This is a genomic window from Rhodococcus sp. NPDC055024 (assembly GCF_053608585.1).
The window spans coordinates 57,099-73,293 of the sequence record NZ_JBSGVT010000011.1 but is presented as its reverse complement, the minus strand read 5'-3'; the positions used below and the strand labels follow the sequence as shown (position 1 = coordinate 73,293).

The following is a 16,195-nucleotide window of genomic DNA, read 5'->3' as shown; positions in this document are numbered from 1 at the left end:
TCGACTTCCATCATCTCATCTCGATCCTAGGAGATTTCATGCGTTTGATCAGCTTTAGCGATGGCACCGATGGCGATCGCCATCTTGGTGTGCTCCTTGACGACACCTTGGTGCTCGACGTGGTATCCGCACTGGCCGAAACGATTTCAGTGCCCAACGATCTCCGCGACTACATCGCGGCCGGATCAAGCCTGCACAATCAGGTGACAGAGATCCTTCAGCGTACGTCGACCTGGCCCGAGGCTGTCGTTCGGCAACTCGACGAGGTTACACTGCGGGCGCCGTTCCGGCCGGGCAAGATCATCGGTGTCGGTTTGAACTATGTCGAGCACGTCGAGGAGTCGAGCAGGTCGCTGGACACCGACGAGAACCTGCCCACCAGGCCTGTTCTCTTTAGCAAGCCGGGCACTGCGGTTGTCGGACCAGAAGAGCCGATCCTGCACAACGCTTCCATGACCGCAGAGCTGGACTGGGAATGCGAACTGGCCGTTGTGATCGGTGATGTCTGCAAGTCGGTGCTCGAAGGTGAAGCACTGGATCACGTATTCGGATACAGCATCGTCAACGACATCAGTGCCCGCGATCAGCGACGGTCGGGGCAGTGGTTTTTCTCCAAGGGACAGGATAGCTACGCACCGTTCGGCCCGATGGTTGTCACGGCCGACGAAATCGGTGACCCGCACGCGCTACAGCTGTCGCTGACGGTCAATGGTGATCAGCGGCAGAACGGCAACTCCAAGAACATGCTGTTCAAGATCCCGCAACTCATCGCCGACGTCACCTCCGGTATGACTCTGGAACCGGGTGACGTGATCGCCACAGGTTCGCCGCAGGGTGTCGGAGCCGCGATGAATCCGCCCACCTACCTGACCCCGGGGGACGTAGTCTCTGCCACCATCGAGAAAATTGGTACGTTGTCGAACCCGGTGAAGTCGGTCTGACTATGGATTCTGCGACGAGTACTTTTCGCATCGGACAGATCGTCCCGAGCTCGAACATCACCATGGAAACTGAAGTGCCAGCTATGCTTCGGGCCCGCGAAGCCGTCGAGCCTGAGCGTTTCACCTTCCATTCGTCGCGCATGCGGATGAAGCAGGTCACCAAGGAACAGCTTGAGTCGATGGACGACGAGTCCGATCGCTGTGCACTAGAACTGTCTGACGCTGCCGTCGATATCCTGGGCTATGCCTGCCTGGTGGCGATCATGACGCGTGGCGCCGGTTACCACCGTATCTCGCAGGAACGCCTTCATCAGGTCACCGTGGCCAACGAGTCGGCGGCACCCGTAGTCACCAGCGCTGGTGCCCTGGTCGAGGGACTTCATGCGCTCGGCGCGCGCAAAGTTGCAATCATCACGCCATACATGCGTCCGCTGACAGACCGGATTGTGGAATACATCAGCGGCGAGGGGATTGAGGTAACGGATTCGATCGCGCTGGAGATCCCCGACAACCTGGCCGTGGGGGCGCGTGATCCGATGGCTCTGGTCGATATCGTCAACGATCTCGACCACAGCCAGGCCGATGTGGTCGTGTTATCGGCGTGCGTGCAGATGCCGTCCCTAGCTGCGCTGCAGATTGTCCAGGACCGGATCGGTAAACCAGTGGTGTCGGCGGCAGCGGCGACGGTATACCAGATGCTCAAACATCTGGAGCTGAAGCGATACGTGCCAAACGCAGGTGAATTGCTGAACGGCAATCACTGATGGCTGCAACCGAGGTGGCGGGCAGTAGAGCGTCGACAACCCTTGACCGGGCGTATAACGCTATTCTCGATGCGATCTGCAACGGCGATATTCCTCCAGGCGCGCCGCTTCGGTTGCACAAGCTCTCGGAGGACCTCGGGATGAGCGCCATGCCGATCCGTGAGGCGCTTCGTCAGCTCGAGGCAGTTGGCGTGATCGAGATGATCCCTCACAAGGGGGCACGGGTCCGGGAGATATCGTCCGACGATCTCGTCGATACCTACCGAACCCGCATAACATTGGAAGGGATCGCCTGCCATCGGGCGGCCGAGAACTTCGGTCCCGAGGACGAACTCGCGGCGCGATACGCGCTCGAAGAACAGCGGTGTGCTCTGGAGGCGGGCGATGTTGCCGCAGCACGATTGGCGCACAAGGAGTTCCACTATTCGATCTATCGTGCCGCCGGTTCGCCGTGGATGGTGCGCTCGATCGAACTGACATGGTTGAACAGCGAGCGGTACCGCGTTGCAAGTGAGCAGGACGGTGACCAGTTGACGCTGCGACGGGAGGAACACGACCTCATGCTCATGGCTTGCGTGGCGCATCAACCCGACCGCGCTCGCTTGGCTCTACGCGGCCATCTGATCAGTACGGTCGCGCATCTCGACAAAAGCTGCGCGAAGCGCCTAGAGATATTGACCGCCCCTCGAGCATGTTGTTGAAACGGAGGGTGTCATGCCTGAGAAGACCGATACACCGAGCGCACTTACTCACTTCGATCCCAATGCGATGTCGGCCGGTGCGTTCTACCGGGTGCTTGCCGCCTCTGTGGTCCCACGCCCGATCGCGTGGGTGTCGACACGCTCGGCAGCGGGAGCGCTGAACGTCGCCCCCTACAGTTTCTTCACCATTGCGTCCACCAATCCACCAATCCTGCAATTCAATTCGGTGGGGCACAAGGATACGTGGCACAACGTCGACGAGACCTCGGAGTTCGTTGTCAACATTGGCACCGATGTATTGATCGAGCAGATCAACGCCACCTCGATTGAGGAAGGCCGCGATTTCGACGAGTTCGTCCACGCTGGGCTCACGCCAGAGTATGGTGGCGTGTTATCGGTACCACGAGTGCGTGAGGCCCCCATCGCCTTTGAATGCGTCAAAGAAATGATCATCGATGTGGGCAACTGCTCGCTGATCTTCGGCCGGGTGGTCCGCGTGAGCATCCGTGACGACATCCTCGGTGATGATGGATTGCCTATTTTCGATAGGCTCGCGGCTCCGAGCCGACTCGGCGGATCGGAGTGGGGCATGGCACCCTCGACCGTTGTGCATCGTCGCCCGTAACTCTGAGATTGAAGATTCGTGCGTATGTACCCGGTCATCCAGGTCCACGGCAAAAAAGTCCTTGAACAGATCAAACTCGTTCGGCCATACCCGATCGCAGAAGTGCTACCCATCGATCAGGGCGCTGATAATCAAAGGCTGCTTCGCGCAGTGAGGTATCGAGGGAGCTGTCCGCGTCCAGGTTCGTAGGTGCGAACTTTATGCGCCGGAGGGCGAAAGCGACGCTTGAAATGCCGAGTCGGCACTTTCACGGACCGATCGCACTGGACACAGTCTCGGCCGACAACGCCGGAATTGATTCGAGCAGTGACGACCGCGCGTTCGTTGCTTAGGATGCAGCGGAGCAGCAGGCCGATTGGAACGGTGCCTACTTTGGCGGCATCGCCTTAAACATCAGACAAAGGTTGCGCATCCCGATCTTTCGAGGCTCAGCGAACTTCCTGCTCAGTTCGTCGATGTGCCGACCACTTCCGGCGCGGCCACCGGAGGCTGTCGGAATCGACAGGTTCTGGCGCTGCACAGCGGACTCAGCCAGCGGCGTCACACTGGAGACATCGCGAGCTTTGCTGGCCTTACCTATCAATTTATCATCTCCCGCAGTATCAGCGTCGATGACCGATTCTGCGGTAAGCGGTTAGACAAGTTGATTGAAGTCAGCAATCGCGGCCGCCATATGAACGCTTTCATGCAGCTAGAGATACTAACGCAACGGATATAGTAATAATTGGTAAACCTTGACTGCAATCTGGCCTCACAGCCAGGGATGCGGGCGGCCTGTTGACTTCGTCGCCATCGATCGGCATGTCGTTCCGGCACGTACGGCCTACCACATCATGGAATGGGCGGACCACTATGACTGTGTACACACTCTGATCGGTGATCTGCACGCATGGCCCGCCGGGTGGCAGTCGGATGTCGCCCCGGTGAGCCGCCAGGGCTGCGCATCGAATCATGCATCGGTCCCGATGCGCACGGCACATCCGGAAGGTAGTCATTCACAACCCAGTTGGGCCACACAAACGCGAAATGCCTAGCCGAGCGAAGTGAATGATCGGGCGAAGCGTTTCGCCAAGGTCTGCAGCACATGCTGCCGATAGACTAGGTTACGGCAAGGTTTTCCTGGGGGTTGAGAGTTCGTCCAAGCGCGACGGGCCCGGCCGAACTTCTGTAAGCAGTGTTTCGTTCGGATTTGTTCCGTTTGAGCGTTGGCGTCCGTCCCGTTGAGTGCTCAAGTCTTCTTGCCTATATCGTTGCGACACAGTCGATATCGAGGAAAGTCAAGTCTTCGACAAACGGACTGATCGAGAATTCTTCTGCCACGTCGCCGAGCAAGTCGTTCACCACGTCCGATACTCAATAGTGATACGCCGGCTACGGCTCTGGACGAGCGTATCCACTGCAACAACACCGACGCATCTCCACAAAGCTTGACGCCCCGAGTTTGACTCCGGGCGCCTTCGAGAATTCGTGTGACGATTGGCTGCGGTCCACTAGTGGCCATCCGTGGATGAATGTTTGAATCAGTCGTCGGTCAGGGTTTGACCGCCTGTGCATGATGAATTCGGCAGCTTCCTTCGTAGGTGATTCGGCGTCAGGCTTGCTGCGCTTCCACCGACACAGCGACGGGGTCCACTCGTAGTGTTCCGAGGAAGGTGAATGCTTCTCAGCGAGCGCCACTTAGTCTCGGCCGACTAGGGAACGCCGTTTCCTGTCCTTCCGGCTTGGGGTGAGACCACGTTGTTCGGCTTCGAGTCGTTCCGCTTCCTCCCCAGCGATAGCCTCGCCGTGTGCAACGAGTCCAGCGAGTTTAGAGAGAGGAATCTGCTTGAGGAACAAGGCAAGTAGGAACGCGACAGCGATGAATGGAAGCAAGATCCAGAACACCGGGGTAAGCACATCTGCGTAGGCGGTGACGACGCCTGCTCGTATCGTTTCCGGCAACGTGTCGAGCATCGCAGGGCTCAGCGTTGCCGATCCGTCGGCGGCATCAGCATCGGAGGCTCCGGCGTCGAGAAAGACTGTTCGGAGGTTTTCGGTGAGACCTGCTGTGAAAATCGTTCCGAATATTGCTGTCCCGAGCGCGGCGCCGACTTCGCGGAAGTAGTTATTCGTACCGGTCGCGGTTCCGATCTGCTCTGCTGGGACTGCCTTCTGAACAACCAGTACGACAATTTCTATGATAAGGCCGATGCCTGCTGAACACGGTCAAATAGATGCAGATCAACAAGATCGGGGTGCTCGACGTGAGTGTGGTCAGAGCCACCATCGACGCTGCCGTGACCAGCGTGCCGACGATCGGATATATCCGGCAGCGGCCCGTCTTCGCGACGGCAATGCCGGAGGAGATCGAGGTATCCAGGAGACCGGCCATCATCGACAGCATCAGCAGACCGGATGCAGCGGCGGAGGTTCCGGCTGACATCTGCAGGAATGTAGGCACAAATCCGATCGCTGCGAACATTCCAAGGCCGAGGGCTAGGCCGATAGCCGTGGCGTTCACGAAGACTAGGTTGCGGAACAGTTCGAGAGGGATGATCGGGTCTTCGGCGCGAGTCTCGGTGATCACGAACGCAACCGTCGCCAGCAGCATCCCGAGAGCCCACCCCCATGTCTGCGCTGACAGACAGCCGTGCGCCTTGTCACCACCGAAGTCAGCGAAGAAGATCAGACAGGTTGTGGCAATGGAGAGGAAGAGTACGCCGAGTACATCGATGGGTCTGGTGGCCTTCTTGGTCGGCAGCTTCAGAGCTGCACATGCAACAATAAACGCGGCGATGCCGATCGGGATATTGATGTAGAACGCCCAGTGTCAGGTGAGGTGATCGACAAAGAATCCACCTAGCAGTGGGCCTGCAACGACCGAGAGCCCGAAGACTGCACCGAGAGGGCCTAGGTACTCTCCACGCTCACTCGCCGGAACGATGTCGGCGATGATCGCCTGGGACAGAATGATCAAACCGCCGCCTCCCAGTCCCTGAACGGCCGCAAGATCACGAAGGCCCAGAAGTCATCAGCGAATGCACAGCCAACCGAAGACACCGTGAAAAGTGCTATGGCGAAGAGGAATAGCCGCCGTTGCCCGAGCACATCGCCGAACTTGCCATAGATCGGCATCCCGATCGTGGTTGCGAGTAGATAGGCCGTGGTGATCCAAACCTGATGCTCCACGCCGCCGAGTTCGCCCACGATCGTTGGCGCTCTGAGTTTGGGACAGAGCGTACTCCCCAGTGATTGTGACTACTGTTTGGCGTTCGTCGTCAGTTGTCGAGAGTGAAGTGGAGGTCTCTGGCGGACCGGTAGGGGGGCTGCTGATGTGTGAGGTAGACCGCGGCGGTGATGTTTGATCCGGCGATGTCCTGCCATGGATTCGAGCTCGTGTTGGTCCAACCGGTAGGTGGTGTTGCGAATAGTTGGACGGATCCGCCGCTGAGAATTGCATTCACAATCGCAGCGCCGATCTGGAGGCAGTAGCGACCGTTGGCATCGGTGGAGACGGTGGGGACGCCGGCGCTGGAAATAGTCACGCCTGCAACGCCTTGGGCGCCGGAGGGGGGTGCGCCGAATTCTTTCCACGGATAAGTGCCGTTGTCGTTGTCCCAGACGGTGCCGCACAACTGTTGGTCGGCGGTCGCGCTGGCGCGGGTGGCGGGGGCGGCGTGCGCGGTTGCGGTGAATGCGAGTGTTGCAGCGCCAGCCAACGCCACTGCCGTGGCGGTGATTCGTGGGATTCCCACAGTAATACCCTCCTTGGTTAGGTGTTGCCAGGTGTGGTAAAGCCATGTGTGCGAACCGATTCGGTGTTCACGTGTTTGGTGACGGAGCAAAGAAGATTTTGGACGGGCTTGTTCTACGGAACTTCAGACGGGCGCCGCACTGGGGGTCAACGGTAGCCGTGTGGGCACGGTCGTGCTGTCGTGCTGTCGTGCTGTCGTGCCCACACGGTGAGTTCCTGAAGCTAATGGTGTGCTCGGACTATTTTGCGCTTGCCGATTCGAGGCTGGACCAGCCAGCTCCTTCGGCGGAGGCAGTGAACAGCCCGAGTATCACCACGTTGCCGAACGCGCTCATCAGGTTCACGAGACCTGCCCAATAATCTGATGACACTTGTTGTGCCCCTTTCTAGGACAGTGCGGTGAGGAATTCGCGGAGTGGATCGACGGTCTCGAACCATGTCGTGGCGATTAACGTCACGAAGTCCACGGACAATGCTTGTAGTGACATGTTCGTGATCCTTTCTAGACCTTGAACCCGATGGACAACTCAAGTGGAGTTTTGATCAGGAGGGCGAACAGGGTCGGCAGCATCTGCGTGACCGTCTGTCCCAATGATGCTGTTGACTCGGCAATTGATCCCACTGCTCAGCCTCCGTTCGAGTAGTCGTTAGTCGACAGCGTGTTCAGGCCGTCGATGGAGCCCCCGAGGGGGGCGGCGATCGCGTTGACGAAATTCTGCAACGCTCTCAGGAACTCAACGGACACGTGCGTGCTCCTTTGTTAGTTTCCGACTGTGAAGTGGAAGTCTCTTGCGGACTGGTAGGGGAACTGGATGTGGGCGAGGAAGGTTGCCGCGGAGATGCTGGGCCCGGACGCGTTCGCCCACGGACTCGGGCTGGTATTCGTCCACCCTGCAGGCGGTGTTGCGAACAGCTGTACGTCTGCTCCGCCGATCACCTGGTCTGCCAGCGTGTTGTTAGCCTGGAGGCAGAAGCGTCCGTTGGCGTCGGTGGGGTTGGTGCTTCCAGTCAGCGGAGTGATTGCTACTCCACCGACAGTGCCCGAAATAGTCACCCCCGCAACACCTTGCGCGCCTGAGGGGGGCGCGCCGAACTCCTTCCACGGCTTCGCTCCGTCTTCGTCGTCCCAGACCGTGCCACACAGTTGGTAGCTCGCGGTCGCCGCTGCGCGTGTCGCGGTCGCTGCGGACGCGGTGCCTGTGAAAGCGAGCGTTGCTGCGCCGGCCAATGCCACGGATGCGATGCCGATTCGTTTGATTCCCACAGAAATACCCTTCTAGGAACTTGCATGGTGAAACATGATGAATGCGTATGTGCGGCAAGGGGATATCGCCCCTGTGACGATGTGCACGCCCGTGTCGATTCGGCGTTCGAAATCTGGCCAGAAGATGTTTTCGCCGAGTGACAGTGGTCACTCTAACCATAGATTTAGAACACGTATCAACAATTTGATAAATGTTTTTCCATTGACGGCTATCTGCGGAATAACTCTTGCGAGAGTGTTCGCAAATCGGAAAAAGTGCATGTCTACCTGGGGTTCGATGTTGCAGTTACGTGAACTGAAGACGGTGCGAGTTATCCCACGCTACTACTTTTGATGGCTCTATCCTACTAAAGTGCTATTCCGAATTAAAATCCATGGAATATTACGTTAGTTTCCTGATCTAACGAAATTGTTCGTTCTGGGTATTGCCATATTTCTGTGGGTTTTGGAGTTTCAATTGATCTCCCTTGATGGTATGATTCGTGCATTCGAGACCACCCAGTTCGGAAGTAACAATTGCCCGAGTTTGACGATCAAATTGAACCCGACGCAGTGCAGGCCAATTCGACACCGCGGCAGCAGTAATTGTCCTCAGTTGGATTTCGAAGTTCTGCGAGCGCGCGTGTGTGTGTTCCCACGATTAGGCGCTGCTCCTCAAGGTGCTTGCGTAATGTCACGCTCGCTCAATGTAGAGCGGAGTTGATTCGATGGCTGCTCGGTCCCGAGCGACGAATTCGGTGCGTATCTGTCTCCGATTCTCCATGTATCACTTCAGGTCAACGGATGCGTTGTGCCCGGCCTCATTCCAGATAAAATCTGGATTGGTTGAACCGGGGTCCTCCTGGAAGGTCCTTGGTGCTGATGTATGGCGGATGGCGGGATGCTCCGGTATACATGATCAGGCGGATAGGATGACGCAGATTGATTAGACTTAAACGAAAGGATCTTTCATGGCTGAAATAGTCATTCGCGAACTCATCGATGATCTGGATGAAAAATCGATCGATGTCGGGTTTGGGTTTGAAATCAACTTCGCCTATCGCGGCGTCGATTATCGGATCGACCTTCGGCCAGCAAATGCCGACAAGATCGACGCGGCGTTCGCTCCGTTCATCCAAGCTGCGGAAAAGATCCGCTGGGCCAGCAAGGTGCGCGCGAAATCGACTGGCGCGGTATCGCGGTCCGGCCGATCACCTGAGCAGTTTGGAGCGGTCCGCGAGTGGGCAAGCATGAACGGTTTCGATGTCTCCAGGCGGGGGCGAATTAAATCCGAGGTACTCGATGCCTTCGATGCAGCGAACTAACTCTCAGCATCTCTGGTAAGTGCAGTGCGTTAGATCGGACTCGTGTGTACTAGTAGTCGCATCGTGTCGCACACCGAGTTCGCGAAACTGCGCAGGGTCCAACAAAACAGCGATGAACTTGAACCTTCAGGTCACGGTCCTGAACGGTATCGACATAAGGCGATCAGCGAGCTTTGGTGAAGTATCTCGAAGCCTGCCGGAACGGCGTAGTGGGATTCGATGCCGCCGCGGCTGCTGGCGAATTCTTTCTTCACCGGGTACATAGTGAGCACTGCCGACTCAAGCGGCGACGAGCAAGGACTCTTGGGCGCTGTGTTCGTGGTTATTGCCGGCAGGAGATAGTGTCGGAGGGGAGCGGTCCTCGTCGACGGTGAGTCCGTGCTCGGTGATGACGGCGGACTCAAGCTCCTTTGTCGCGGCGAGGGTCCCGGTCATATATTCATCCAGGGAGACCGCCACACGCAGGAAATGCACGGCGATGGGCACCTGATCGAGGTTCACTTGGAAACGGTGCAGCCGGATGAACGGAACGACCGCGCGCGTCGGTGAGGGTCCTTTCGACACGCCTATGGCGTAAGTGCAGGCGGCCCGGATGAGCCTCCATTCGTTCTCCTCCTCCTCGGAGAACGCTGGGGCCTTGAACGAGCCAATTCAACAATACCGGCGATGATTGACGAGATGCCCCGATCAGGGTGGACGAGCTCTCTGGCAGCGGCATCCAACGCTTCCTCATCCATCCCGTATATGACCCTGTCGCAGAATAGAACCTCCGTAGTATCCGACCCCATCGTTCCATGACTGTCCGAATGGGGAGTTCAGTTCTTGCAGGGCTTCGGTGCGAACTCCACGGAGAAGCCGCCACCGCTCATTCTTATAACGCAGCCAGTGACTGAGAAGGTCACCGTCTCGGCAGAAGCTTGTGACATACGCGGTATGCATTGCTCCCTCTTCGAACCCCTTCCGATGAATTCGGTCGCGCGAAGCCTCGTTGCCACAGTCCAGATTTCGAATGGCCGTCTCGTCGCTGACGTGAATTGCTGGGAGGCGGAAGTGCCTCAATCTTTGTCGGCGCTTGCTGGGGCAGAGTAGCGGAGGTCGGTTAAGTCGTTCACAGTCCGGGCATCGCTGGCCTGCAGGTGCGGGATCTCCTCCCGCGTCATTGGGGCTGCCCGAGCTTTGGTTGACTTGGCTTTCCGCAGAATTCCTTACCTATGCTTCGGGGTCCCGTCCATCCCCGTCTGCCGATTGAGGCCCGGCAGACGAGACTTCCGCGGGGACTTGTTCGCAGAAACTGGTATCGGATACTTCGCGTCTGTCCGGACTTCGCAGAACCGAATGTCGGCGACGGCTACTTCGATGGTTCTAAGCACAGATGCAGCGGACGGACTCGTCTTTGCTGGCCAGAAGTAGTAGGCAGGGTCGTCGGTTCCTGTGCCCGGACTGCTTGCGCGCTCGAGCCTGTTTGTAGTCGCAATAAATCGGTACCTAATCGCTTTCGTATCAGCTGCATTCAGTGTATACATTGGATATGAATATGGGTGACAAGCAAGTCGAGGACGGTGGCGATCTGACGGTGCGGCTGCGGACTGCTGTCCTTGAGGGGGTTTACCCGCCCGGATTCCGAATGGTCCAAGAGGAGTTGGCCGACCGATTCGGGGTCTCCCGGATCCCGCTGCGGGAAGCGATTCGCACCCTGGTGGGGGAGGGGTTATTGCGGACTGTCCCCGGCCGGGGGACGTTCGTGACGGAGTTGGATCTGGCCGAGATCGACGAAATCTACGACCTGCGCCGGCTCATCGAACCGAGTTTCGCCGAGCACGTAACCGAGTGGACTTCTCGTAAGGACGTGTCCCGGTTCGAGGCGATGGCACACCAAATGGATCACGTGCACGAGATCGGTGCGACTGAATGGTCCCGGATCAACCTGGCTTTTCACCTTGACATGTATCGACTCGCACGCCTGCCGATGCGGTATGAGGTCATCACCCAGACCTACCACAGGGTCGAACCGTATTCGCGGTTCTATGTCCACGGCACACCGGCCTACCAGCGAGTGCAGGAGGAGCACAAAGGGATGGTTCAAGCACTCGCCGACGGCGACGCCGAAGCGTTCGCGCGCCACATTGTCGCCCATATCGATGGTGGTCAGCAGGGTCTGCACCGAGCATGGGAACAATCCACTGGGGCCGTATCACCCTACTGGTTGGAGTCGTCGTCGTGACCAAGAAGACCGCGATCAACACGGATGTAGGCGAAGGCTTCGGGGTGTGGCGTATCGGCGACGACGAGGCTCTGCTCGACCACGTGACGGCAGCGAACGTCGCCTGTGGATTCCACGCCGGGGATCCAGATATCCTTCGCGGAATCTGCGAGTCGGCATCCCGGCGCGGAGTGTCCATTGGGGCGCAGGTGTCCTACCGGGACCTCTCAGGGTTCGGACGCCGCTTCATCGACGTTCCGGTGCCGACGCTGATCAATGACCTGCTTTATCAGATGGGGGCTCTGAGCGTGTTCGCCCGAATCGCAGGGGCAGAAGTCGACTACGTCAAGGCGCACGGAGCGCTGTATAACACTGCGGCAAACCACGATGGCCACGCTGAAGCCATCGTCGAGGCCGTCCGGTTGTTCGACCCATCACTTCCGATTCTGTGTCAGTTCCGAACTGCGCTGTGGGACAGAATTGTCGAGGCAGAATTGATCCCGTATGCGGAGGCGTTCATCGATCGCGGATACACCGGTGAGGGCACCCTCGTCGCCCGTTCGCATCCCGAGGCACTGATCACCGATCCACACCGTGCGGCCGATCGAGCGGTCGAGATGGTGGCGACGGGAACCGTCACTGCGGTCACAGGCGAACGTATCAGCCTTGTCCCCGAGGGTCGGTCCATCGATGCTTTGTGCGTGCACAGCGACACACCTGGGGCGATCGCCATCGCAGAGATGACGCGGTCTGCTTTGCTGGCCGCCGACATCGCGGTTACACCGATCGACACTGCCGCCGCCAGGTGCCAGACATGAGCACCACTCACCGCACAACACTGACGATTCTGCGCCGGGCCGGCGACCGGGGATGGCTCGCCGACCTCGAAGGAGCGGACATCGCGGCTACTGTGCGGGCACTGTCGTCCGGGCCGCTGGTAAGGCTGATCGATGACATCGTCCCCACCGCCGAGTCCGTACTGGTCATTGCTCGAGATGGCGCCGATATGCCGGTCCTTGCCGAGGGTATCCGCGAGGTGCTCCGCCAAGCTCACGCTCGCACCAAGTACTCCGCTGCGCGGACTGTGGTCATCCCCGTCTGCTACGACGGGCCGGATCTTGATGCGGTCGCCGACCGGCTGGGCCTAGGCCGTGACGACGTCATCGCCGCGCACTCCGAGGCCCAGTATCGTGTCGGTTTCTTCGGATTTGCGCCCGGATTCGCTTACATCGATGGCCTCCCGGCTCACCTGGATCTACCGCGGTTGTCGACGCCCCGGGCACGGGTGCCGGCTGGCACGGTCGCGATCGCCGGATTGCAGTCCGTGGTGTATCCCGGCGGAACCCCCGGGGGATGGCATCTGATCGGGTCGACTCCGGAAGTGTTGTGGGACATCGATTGTACTCCGCCGAACCGGCTCAATCTCGGCGATCACGTCGTGTTCGAGATGATTGACCGATGACACTCGCCCCGATCCCTAACATACCCACAGCGCCTACTGTCCCCGCCATCGAAGACCACGTCCGGGTCGTCGATCCGGGTACGTTGACCACGGTGCAAGACCTGGGCAGGCCTGGATATGCACATCTCGGGGTTTCCTCGTCTGGTGGGGCGGATCGTGCCAGCCTGATGTCTGCCAACCGGCTGGTCGGCAACTCTGTGAGCGCCCCCGTGTTCGAGACCACCCTTGGTGGGTTGACATTCGAGTTGTCCGACAGTCGCTACATTGCTGTCACCGGCGCGCCGGTGACGGTGTGCGTGAACGGTCGAACAGTTTCAGAGTCGGCACGGCTCTATGTCCAGACAGGTGAGCGTGTCCAGCTCGGACGACCTAGCTGGGGTCTGCGCACCTATGTGGCGATCGCCGGCGGAATCGGTGCCCCCCGAGTGTTCGGATCGGCGTCTCGCGACACCCTCGCCGGACTCGGGCCGCCGCCGGTACAGCGGGGAGACGATTTCCCGCTGCCCCGTCCGTCTGCGCCCGTAACCGATTGTCCCCTTGAGAATGTGGTCTCCCGCGTACCCGTGCGTCACGCCGAGATCACATTCCGGTGGGGGCCCCGCGAAACCTTGTTCACCGACGCCGACCGCGCACGTTTCACCCGCACCCGTTGGTTGGTCTCCTCCCAGACCGACCGCGTTGGCAGCCGCCTGACCGGGCCAGCTTTGACCATCGGCGTCATCGATCTTCCCAGCGAAGGCATGATGCGCGGCGCGATCCAGGTACCCCCGTCGGGTGAGCCGATCGTGTTCCTCGCCGATCACCCCGTCACCGGCGGTTACCCGGTGATTGGCGTCGTCATCGACGCCGACATCGCCCTGCTCGCCCAAGCCGCACCCGGCACCACCGTGCGTTTCACCCCAGCCGCGTAAGGAGACCACGACCGCGCACATCGCGCATCACACGCGAATCCCCTTCACCAGTAACTCTCCGAGTGGACACTCGTGATAAGCACCACGCTGGCCCCCTTCCACCTGGCCATCCCCGTCGATGACATCGATGCCGCCCGCAAGTTCTATGGCGGTGTGCTCGGTTTCAGCGAGGGACGGTCGGACACCCGTTGGATCGATTGGAACTTCCAAGGCCATCAGCTCGTCACCCACCAGGTTGGCGACGGCACCTTGGCCGCTCGCGACGGGGTCGCCGGCACCAACCAGGTGGATGGACACCAGGTTCCCGTCCCGCACTTCGGACTGGTTCTCAGCGTCGACGACTTCAAGAATCTCGCTGCCAAACTCGAGGCAGTGAACACTGGGTTCGTCATCGATCCCTATGTCCGATTCGCCGGCGGACCCGGCGGGCAACGCGCTCGAATTCAAGGCCTTCGCGAACATCGACCAGTTGTTCACGAAGTAATCTCACATAGTGGACGGCTATCGCCTGGTGGCGGCGGCGATGGCCGTCCGCTTCCACCTCGGACCGCACCACCCGGATCGCTCACCACTGTTGTCCCCACACCGGGTGACTGGTCTGGTTCCCACCCGTACCCGGCCAATCCGGCGGGACCGCTCCGTTTCAGCATCAGCCGCTGTCGCCATACGCTCAAGTCCCGAGAATGCGGGACGCCCACCCAACCCAGAGGAACGTCACATGAGCACCTCCGTCGAGGTCACCGAAGCGGTTGCACGCCCCACCCGCCGCGAGCATGATCTGCTGGGGGACCGGAACGTGCCCGCGGAGGCCTATTACGGAATCCACACCCTGCGAGCGAAGGAAAACTTCGCCATCAGTGGTACCCCGATCGGCAAGTTCGGTGACCTCATCTCGGGTCTGGCTGCTGTCAAACAAGCTGCGGCAGAGACCAATCGGAAACTCCACCTCCTTGACGACGAACGGGCCGATGCCATCCTTTCCGCCTGCAGGGAAGTTCGAGCAGGAAAATGGAGCGACCACTTCATCGTCGATGCCATCCAAGGCGGCGCCGGAACTTCCACGAATATGAACGCCAACGAAGTGATCGCCAACCGGGCACTGGAAATTCTCGGGTATGCACGCGGTGACTACACCGTCTTACACCCCCTCGAACACGTCAACTTGAGCCAGAGCACGAACGACGCGTATCCCACCGCCGTCAAGATCGCGCTCATGAATGCCCTGACGCGGCTACAAACCGCGCTGACCGCATTGGGTGCTGAGTTCGCCGCGAAAGCAATAGAATTCGCCGACCATGTCAAGATGGGACGTACCCAGCTGCAGGACGCAGTGCCGATGACCTTGGGTCAGGAATTTGGCACCTACGCCGTGATGATCGGTGAAGACGCGCAGCGGCTGATCGAGGCCGCGCAACTGGCCCGGGAGATCAACCTCGGCGGCACCGCCGTGGGAACAGGTATCAACTCCGACCCCGGATACCCGGCGATCGTCTGCGCCGAACTCCGTGCCATCACCGGACTCGACCTGGTCACTGCGCCTGATCTCGTAGAGGCCACCCAGGACGTCGGCTCCTTCGTACAAATCTCGGGGACCCTCAAACGGTGCGCGGTCAAACTCTCCAAGATCTGCAACGATCTTCGGTTGCTGTCCTCGGGGCCGCGGGCAGGACTCGGAGAAATCAACCTGCCCGCGGTGCAGGCGGGCTCGAGCATCATGCCCGGAAAGGTCAATCCGGTCATACCGGAAGTAGTGAACCAGGTCGCGTTCGAAGTCGCTGGCAACGACGTCGCCATCACCATGGCCGCCGAATCCGGACAACTCCAGCTCAATGCTTTCGAACCCCTTATCGCGTGCAAGCTATTTGAATCCATCACTCACCTGACCGCCGCCTGCTCAACCCTGGCTACCCTCTGTGTTCCCGGGATCACCGCGAACGTCGAACACATGCGCCGCACCGTGGAACAATCCATCAGCCTGATCACCGCGCTAAACCCGCATATCGGTTACGACGCGGCGAGCGCGCTGGCCTCGCAGGCACTGGTGTCCCAGCGCAGCATCATCGAACTCGTAGTCGAGTCAGGGTTGCTCACCCAAGGGCAACTCGAGACCATCCTCAGCCCGGATAATCTCGTCCGCCCGCGTGCCATGACAGCCGAGAACTGACGCGCGGTGCCACTCTTCGAAAGGAACTTGATGACCGATCTCACTGCGCGAGCCTTTGTCGTCGTTGCCCCCACCCGACTGTTAACCCGCCCGCCACGGTGGACGCCTTCAGCGTGACAGCTGCCG

General features: G+C 59.5%; 15 protein-coding genes and 1 pseudogene. 12 read left to right on the top strand and 4 right to left on the bottom strand.

Annotation, left to right across the window (positions count from 1 at the left end; translation table 11 throughout):
• The first annotated feature begins 38 nt into the window (after positions 1-38).
• The 5 genes from ACWF6P_RS22155 to ACWF6P_RS22135 all read left to right on the top strand — a co-directional run bounded on the left by ACWF6P_RS22155 (position 39) and on the right by ACWF6P_RS22135 (position 5,829).
• A complete protein-coding gene (locus ACWF6P_RS22155; RefSeq protein ID WP_452622477.1) occupies positions 39-941 on the top strand; it encodes a fumarylacetoacetate hydrolase family protein in 903 nt (300 codons plus the stop codon).
• A 2-nt stretch (positions 942-943) separates the two neighbouring features.
• On the top strand, positions 944-1,705 hold the full coding sequence (locus ACWF6P_RS22150; RefSeq protein WP_452622476.1) for a maleate cis-trans isomerase family protein: 762 nt from the start codon (positions 944-946) through the stop codon (positions 1,703-1,705).
• Complete coding sequence (locus tag ACWF6P_RS22145; RefSeq protein ID WP_452622475.1) at positions 1,705-2,406, top strand: GntR family transcriptional regulator; 702 nt, start codon at positions 1,705-1,707, stop codon at positions 2,404-2,406. The genes ACWF6P_RS22150 and ACWF6P_RS22145 overlap by 1 nt, the downstream gene beginning before the upstream one ends.
• A gap of 13 nt (positions 2,407-2,419) precedes the next feature.
• On the top strand, positions 2,420-3,031 hold the full coding sequence (locus tag ACWF6P_RS22140; RefSeq protein WP_452622474.1) for a flavin reductase family protein: 612 nt from the start codon (positions 2,420-2,422) through the stop codon (positions 3,029-3,031).
• A 2,213-nt stretch (positions 3,032-5,244) separates the two neighbouring features.
• Positions 5,245-5,829, top strand: a complete 585-nt coding sequence (locus tag ACWF6P_RS22135; RefSeq protein WP_452622473.1) for a hypothetical protein — start codon at positions 5,245-5,247, stop codon at positions 5,827-5,829.
• A gap of 11 nt (positions 5,830-5,840) precedes the next feature.
• On the opposite strand, the pseudogene ACWF6P_RS22130 reads toward ACWF6P_RS22135, so the two are convergent.
• The 3 genes and pseudogenes from ACWF6P_RS22130 to ACWF6P_RS22120 all read right to left on the bottom strand — a co-directional run bounded on the left by ACWF6P_RS22130 (position 5,841) and on the right by ACWF6P_RS22120 (position 8,028).
• Positions 5,841-6,199 (bottom strand): annotated as a pseudogene (locus tag ACWF6P_RS22130) (MFS transporter).
• Positions 6,200-6,288: 89 nt separating this feature from the next.
• Positions 6,289-6,765, bottom strand: coding sequence for a hypothetical protein (locus ACWF6P_RS22125; RefSeq protein WP_452622472.1), 477 nt, complete (start codon positions 6,763-6,765; stop codon positions 6,289-6,291).
• 759 nt (positions 6,766-7,524) lie between these two features.
• Complete coding sequence (locus ACWF6P_RS22120; RefSeq protein ID WP_452622471.1) at positions 7,525-8,028, bottom strand: hypothetical protein; 504 nt, start codon at positions 8,026-8,028, stop codon at positions 7,525-7,527.
• Between the two features lie 950 nt (positions 8,029-8,978).
• On the opposite strand from ACWF6P_RS22120, the gene ACWF6P_RS22115 reads away from it, so the two are divergent.
• Positions 8,979-9,332, top strand: a complete 354-nt coding sequence (locus tag ACWF6P_RS22115; protein ID WP_452622470.1) for a histone-like nucleoid-structuring protein Lsr2 — start codon at positions 8,979-8,981, stop codon at positions 9,330-9,332.
• Between the two features lie 279 nt (positions 9,333-9,611).
• Here the strand turns inward: ACWF6P_RS22115 and ACWF6P_RS22110 are convergent, their stop codons facing one another.
• Entirely contained in the window at positions 9,612-9,833 is a 222-nt protein-coding gene (locus ACWF6P_RS22110; RefSeq protein ID WP_452622469.1) for a hypothetical protein, read from the bottom strand.
• Positions 9,834-10,866: 1,033 nt separating this feature from the next.
• On the opposite strand from ACWF6P_RS22110, the gene ACWF6P_RS22105 reads away from it, so the two are divergent.
• The 6 genes from ACWF6P_RS22105 to ACWF6P_RS22080 all read left to right on the top strand — a co-directional run bounded on the left by ACWF6P_RS22105 (position 10,867) and on the right by ACWF6P_RS22080 (position 16,069).
• The gene (locus ACWF6P_RS22105) at positions 10,867-11,553 is read left to right on the top strand and encodes a GntR family transcriptional regulator (RefSeq protein ID WP_452622468.1); all 687 of its coding nucleotides are present in this window, start codon (positions 10,867-10,869) and stop codon (positions 11,551-11,553) included.
• Entirely contained in the window at positions 11,550-12,350 is an 801-nt protein-coding gene (locus tag ACWF6P_RS22100; protein ID WP_452622467.1) for a LamB/YcsF family protein, read from the top strand. Before ACWF6P_RS22105 ends, ACWF6P_RS22100 begins: the two co-directional genes overlap by 4 nt.
• Positions 12,347-12,994: a 5-oxoprolinase subunit B family protein gene (locus ACWF6P_RS22095; protein WP_452622466.1), complete on the top strand. Its 648-nt coding sequence runs from the start codon at positions 12,347-12,349 to the stop codon at positions 12,992-12,994. The genes ACWF6P_RS22100 and ACWF6P_RS22095 overlap by 4 nt, the downstream gene beginning before the upstream one ends.
• Complete coding sequence (locus ACWF6P_RS22090; RefSeq protein WP_452622465.1) at positions 12,991-13,905, top strand: 5-oxoprolinase subunit C family protein; 915 nt, start codon at positions 12,991-12,993, stop codon at positions 13,903-13,905. The genes ACWF6P_RS22095 and ACWF6P_RS22090 overlap by 4 nt, the downstream gene beginning before the upstream one ends.
• Positions 13,906-13,977: 72 nt before the next feature.
• On the top strand, positions 13,978-14,682 hold the full coding sequence (locus tag ACWF6P_RS22085) for a VOC family protein (RefSeq protein WP_452622464.1): 705 nt from the start codon (positions 13,978-13,980) through the stop codon (positions 14,680-14,682).
• On the top strand, positions 14,624-16,069 hold the full coding sequence (locus ACWF6P_RS22080; RefSeq protein WP_452622463.1) for an aspartate ammonia-lyase: 1,446 nt from the start codon (positions 14,624-14,626) through the stop codon (positions 16,067-16,069). Before ACWF6P_RS22085 ends, ACWF6P_RS22080 begins: the two co-directional genes overlap by 59 nt.
• The last annotated feature ends 126 nt before the right edge of the window (positions 16,070-16,195 follow it).

What these genes read in the sequence shown, in the direction of transcription:
- ACWF6P_RS22145 (WP_452622475.1), top strand. Translation starts at nt 1,705, where the DNA reads ATGGCTGCAACCGAGGTGGCGGGCAGTAGAGCGTCGACAACCCTTGAC.
- ACWF6P_RS22090 (WP_452622465.1), top strand. Translation starts at nt 12,991, where the DNA reads ATGACACTCGCCCCGATCCCTAACATACCCACAGCGCCTACTGTCCCC.
- ACWF6P_RS22115 (WP_452622470.1), top strand. Translation starts at nt 8,979, where the DNA reads ATGGCTGAAATAGTCATTCGCGAACTCATCGATGATCTGGATGAAAAA.
- ACWF6P_RS22135 (WP_452622473.1), top strand. Translation starts at nt 5,245, where the DNA reads ATGCAGATCAACAAGATCGGGGTGCTCGACGTGAGTGTGGTCAGAGCC.
- ACWF6P_RS22080 (WP_452622463.1), top strand. Translation starts at nt 14,624, where the DNA reads ATGAGCACCTCCGTCGAGGTCACCGAAGCGGTTGCACGCCCCACCCGC.
- ACWF6P_RS22095 (WP_452622466.1), top strand. Translation starts at nt 12,347, where the DNA reads ATGAGCACCACTCACCGCACAACACTGACGATTCTGCGCCGGGCCGGC.
- ACWF6P_RS22155 (WP_452622477.1), top strand. Translation starts at nt 39, where the DNA reads ATGCGTTTGATCAGCTTTAGCGATGGCACCGATGGCGATCGCCATCTT.
- ACWF6P_RS22150 (WP_452622476.1), top strand. Translation starts at nt 944, where the DNA reads ATGGATTCTGCGACGAGTACTTTTCGCATCGGACAGATCGTCCCGAGC.
- ACWF6P_RS22140 (WP_452622474.1), top strand. Translation starts at nt 2,420, where the DNA reads ATGCCTGAGAAGACCGATACACCGAGCGCACTTACTCACTTCGATCCC.
- ACWF6P_RS22105 (WP_452622468.1), top strand. Translation starts at nt 10,867, where the DNA reads ATGGGTGACAAGCAAGTCGAGGACGGTGGCGATCTGACGGTGCGGCTG.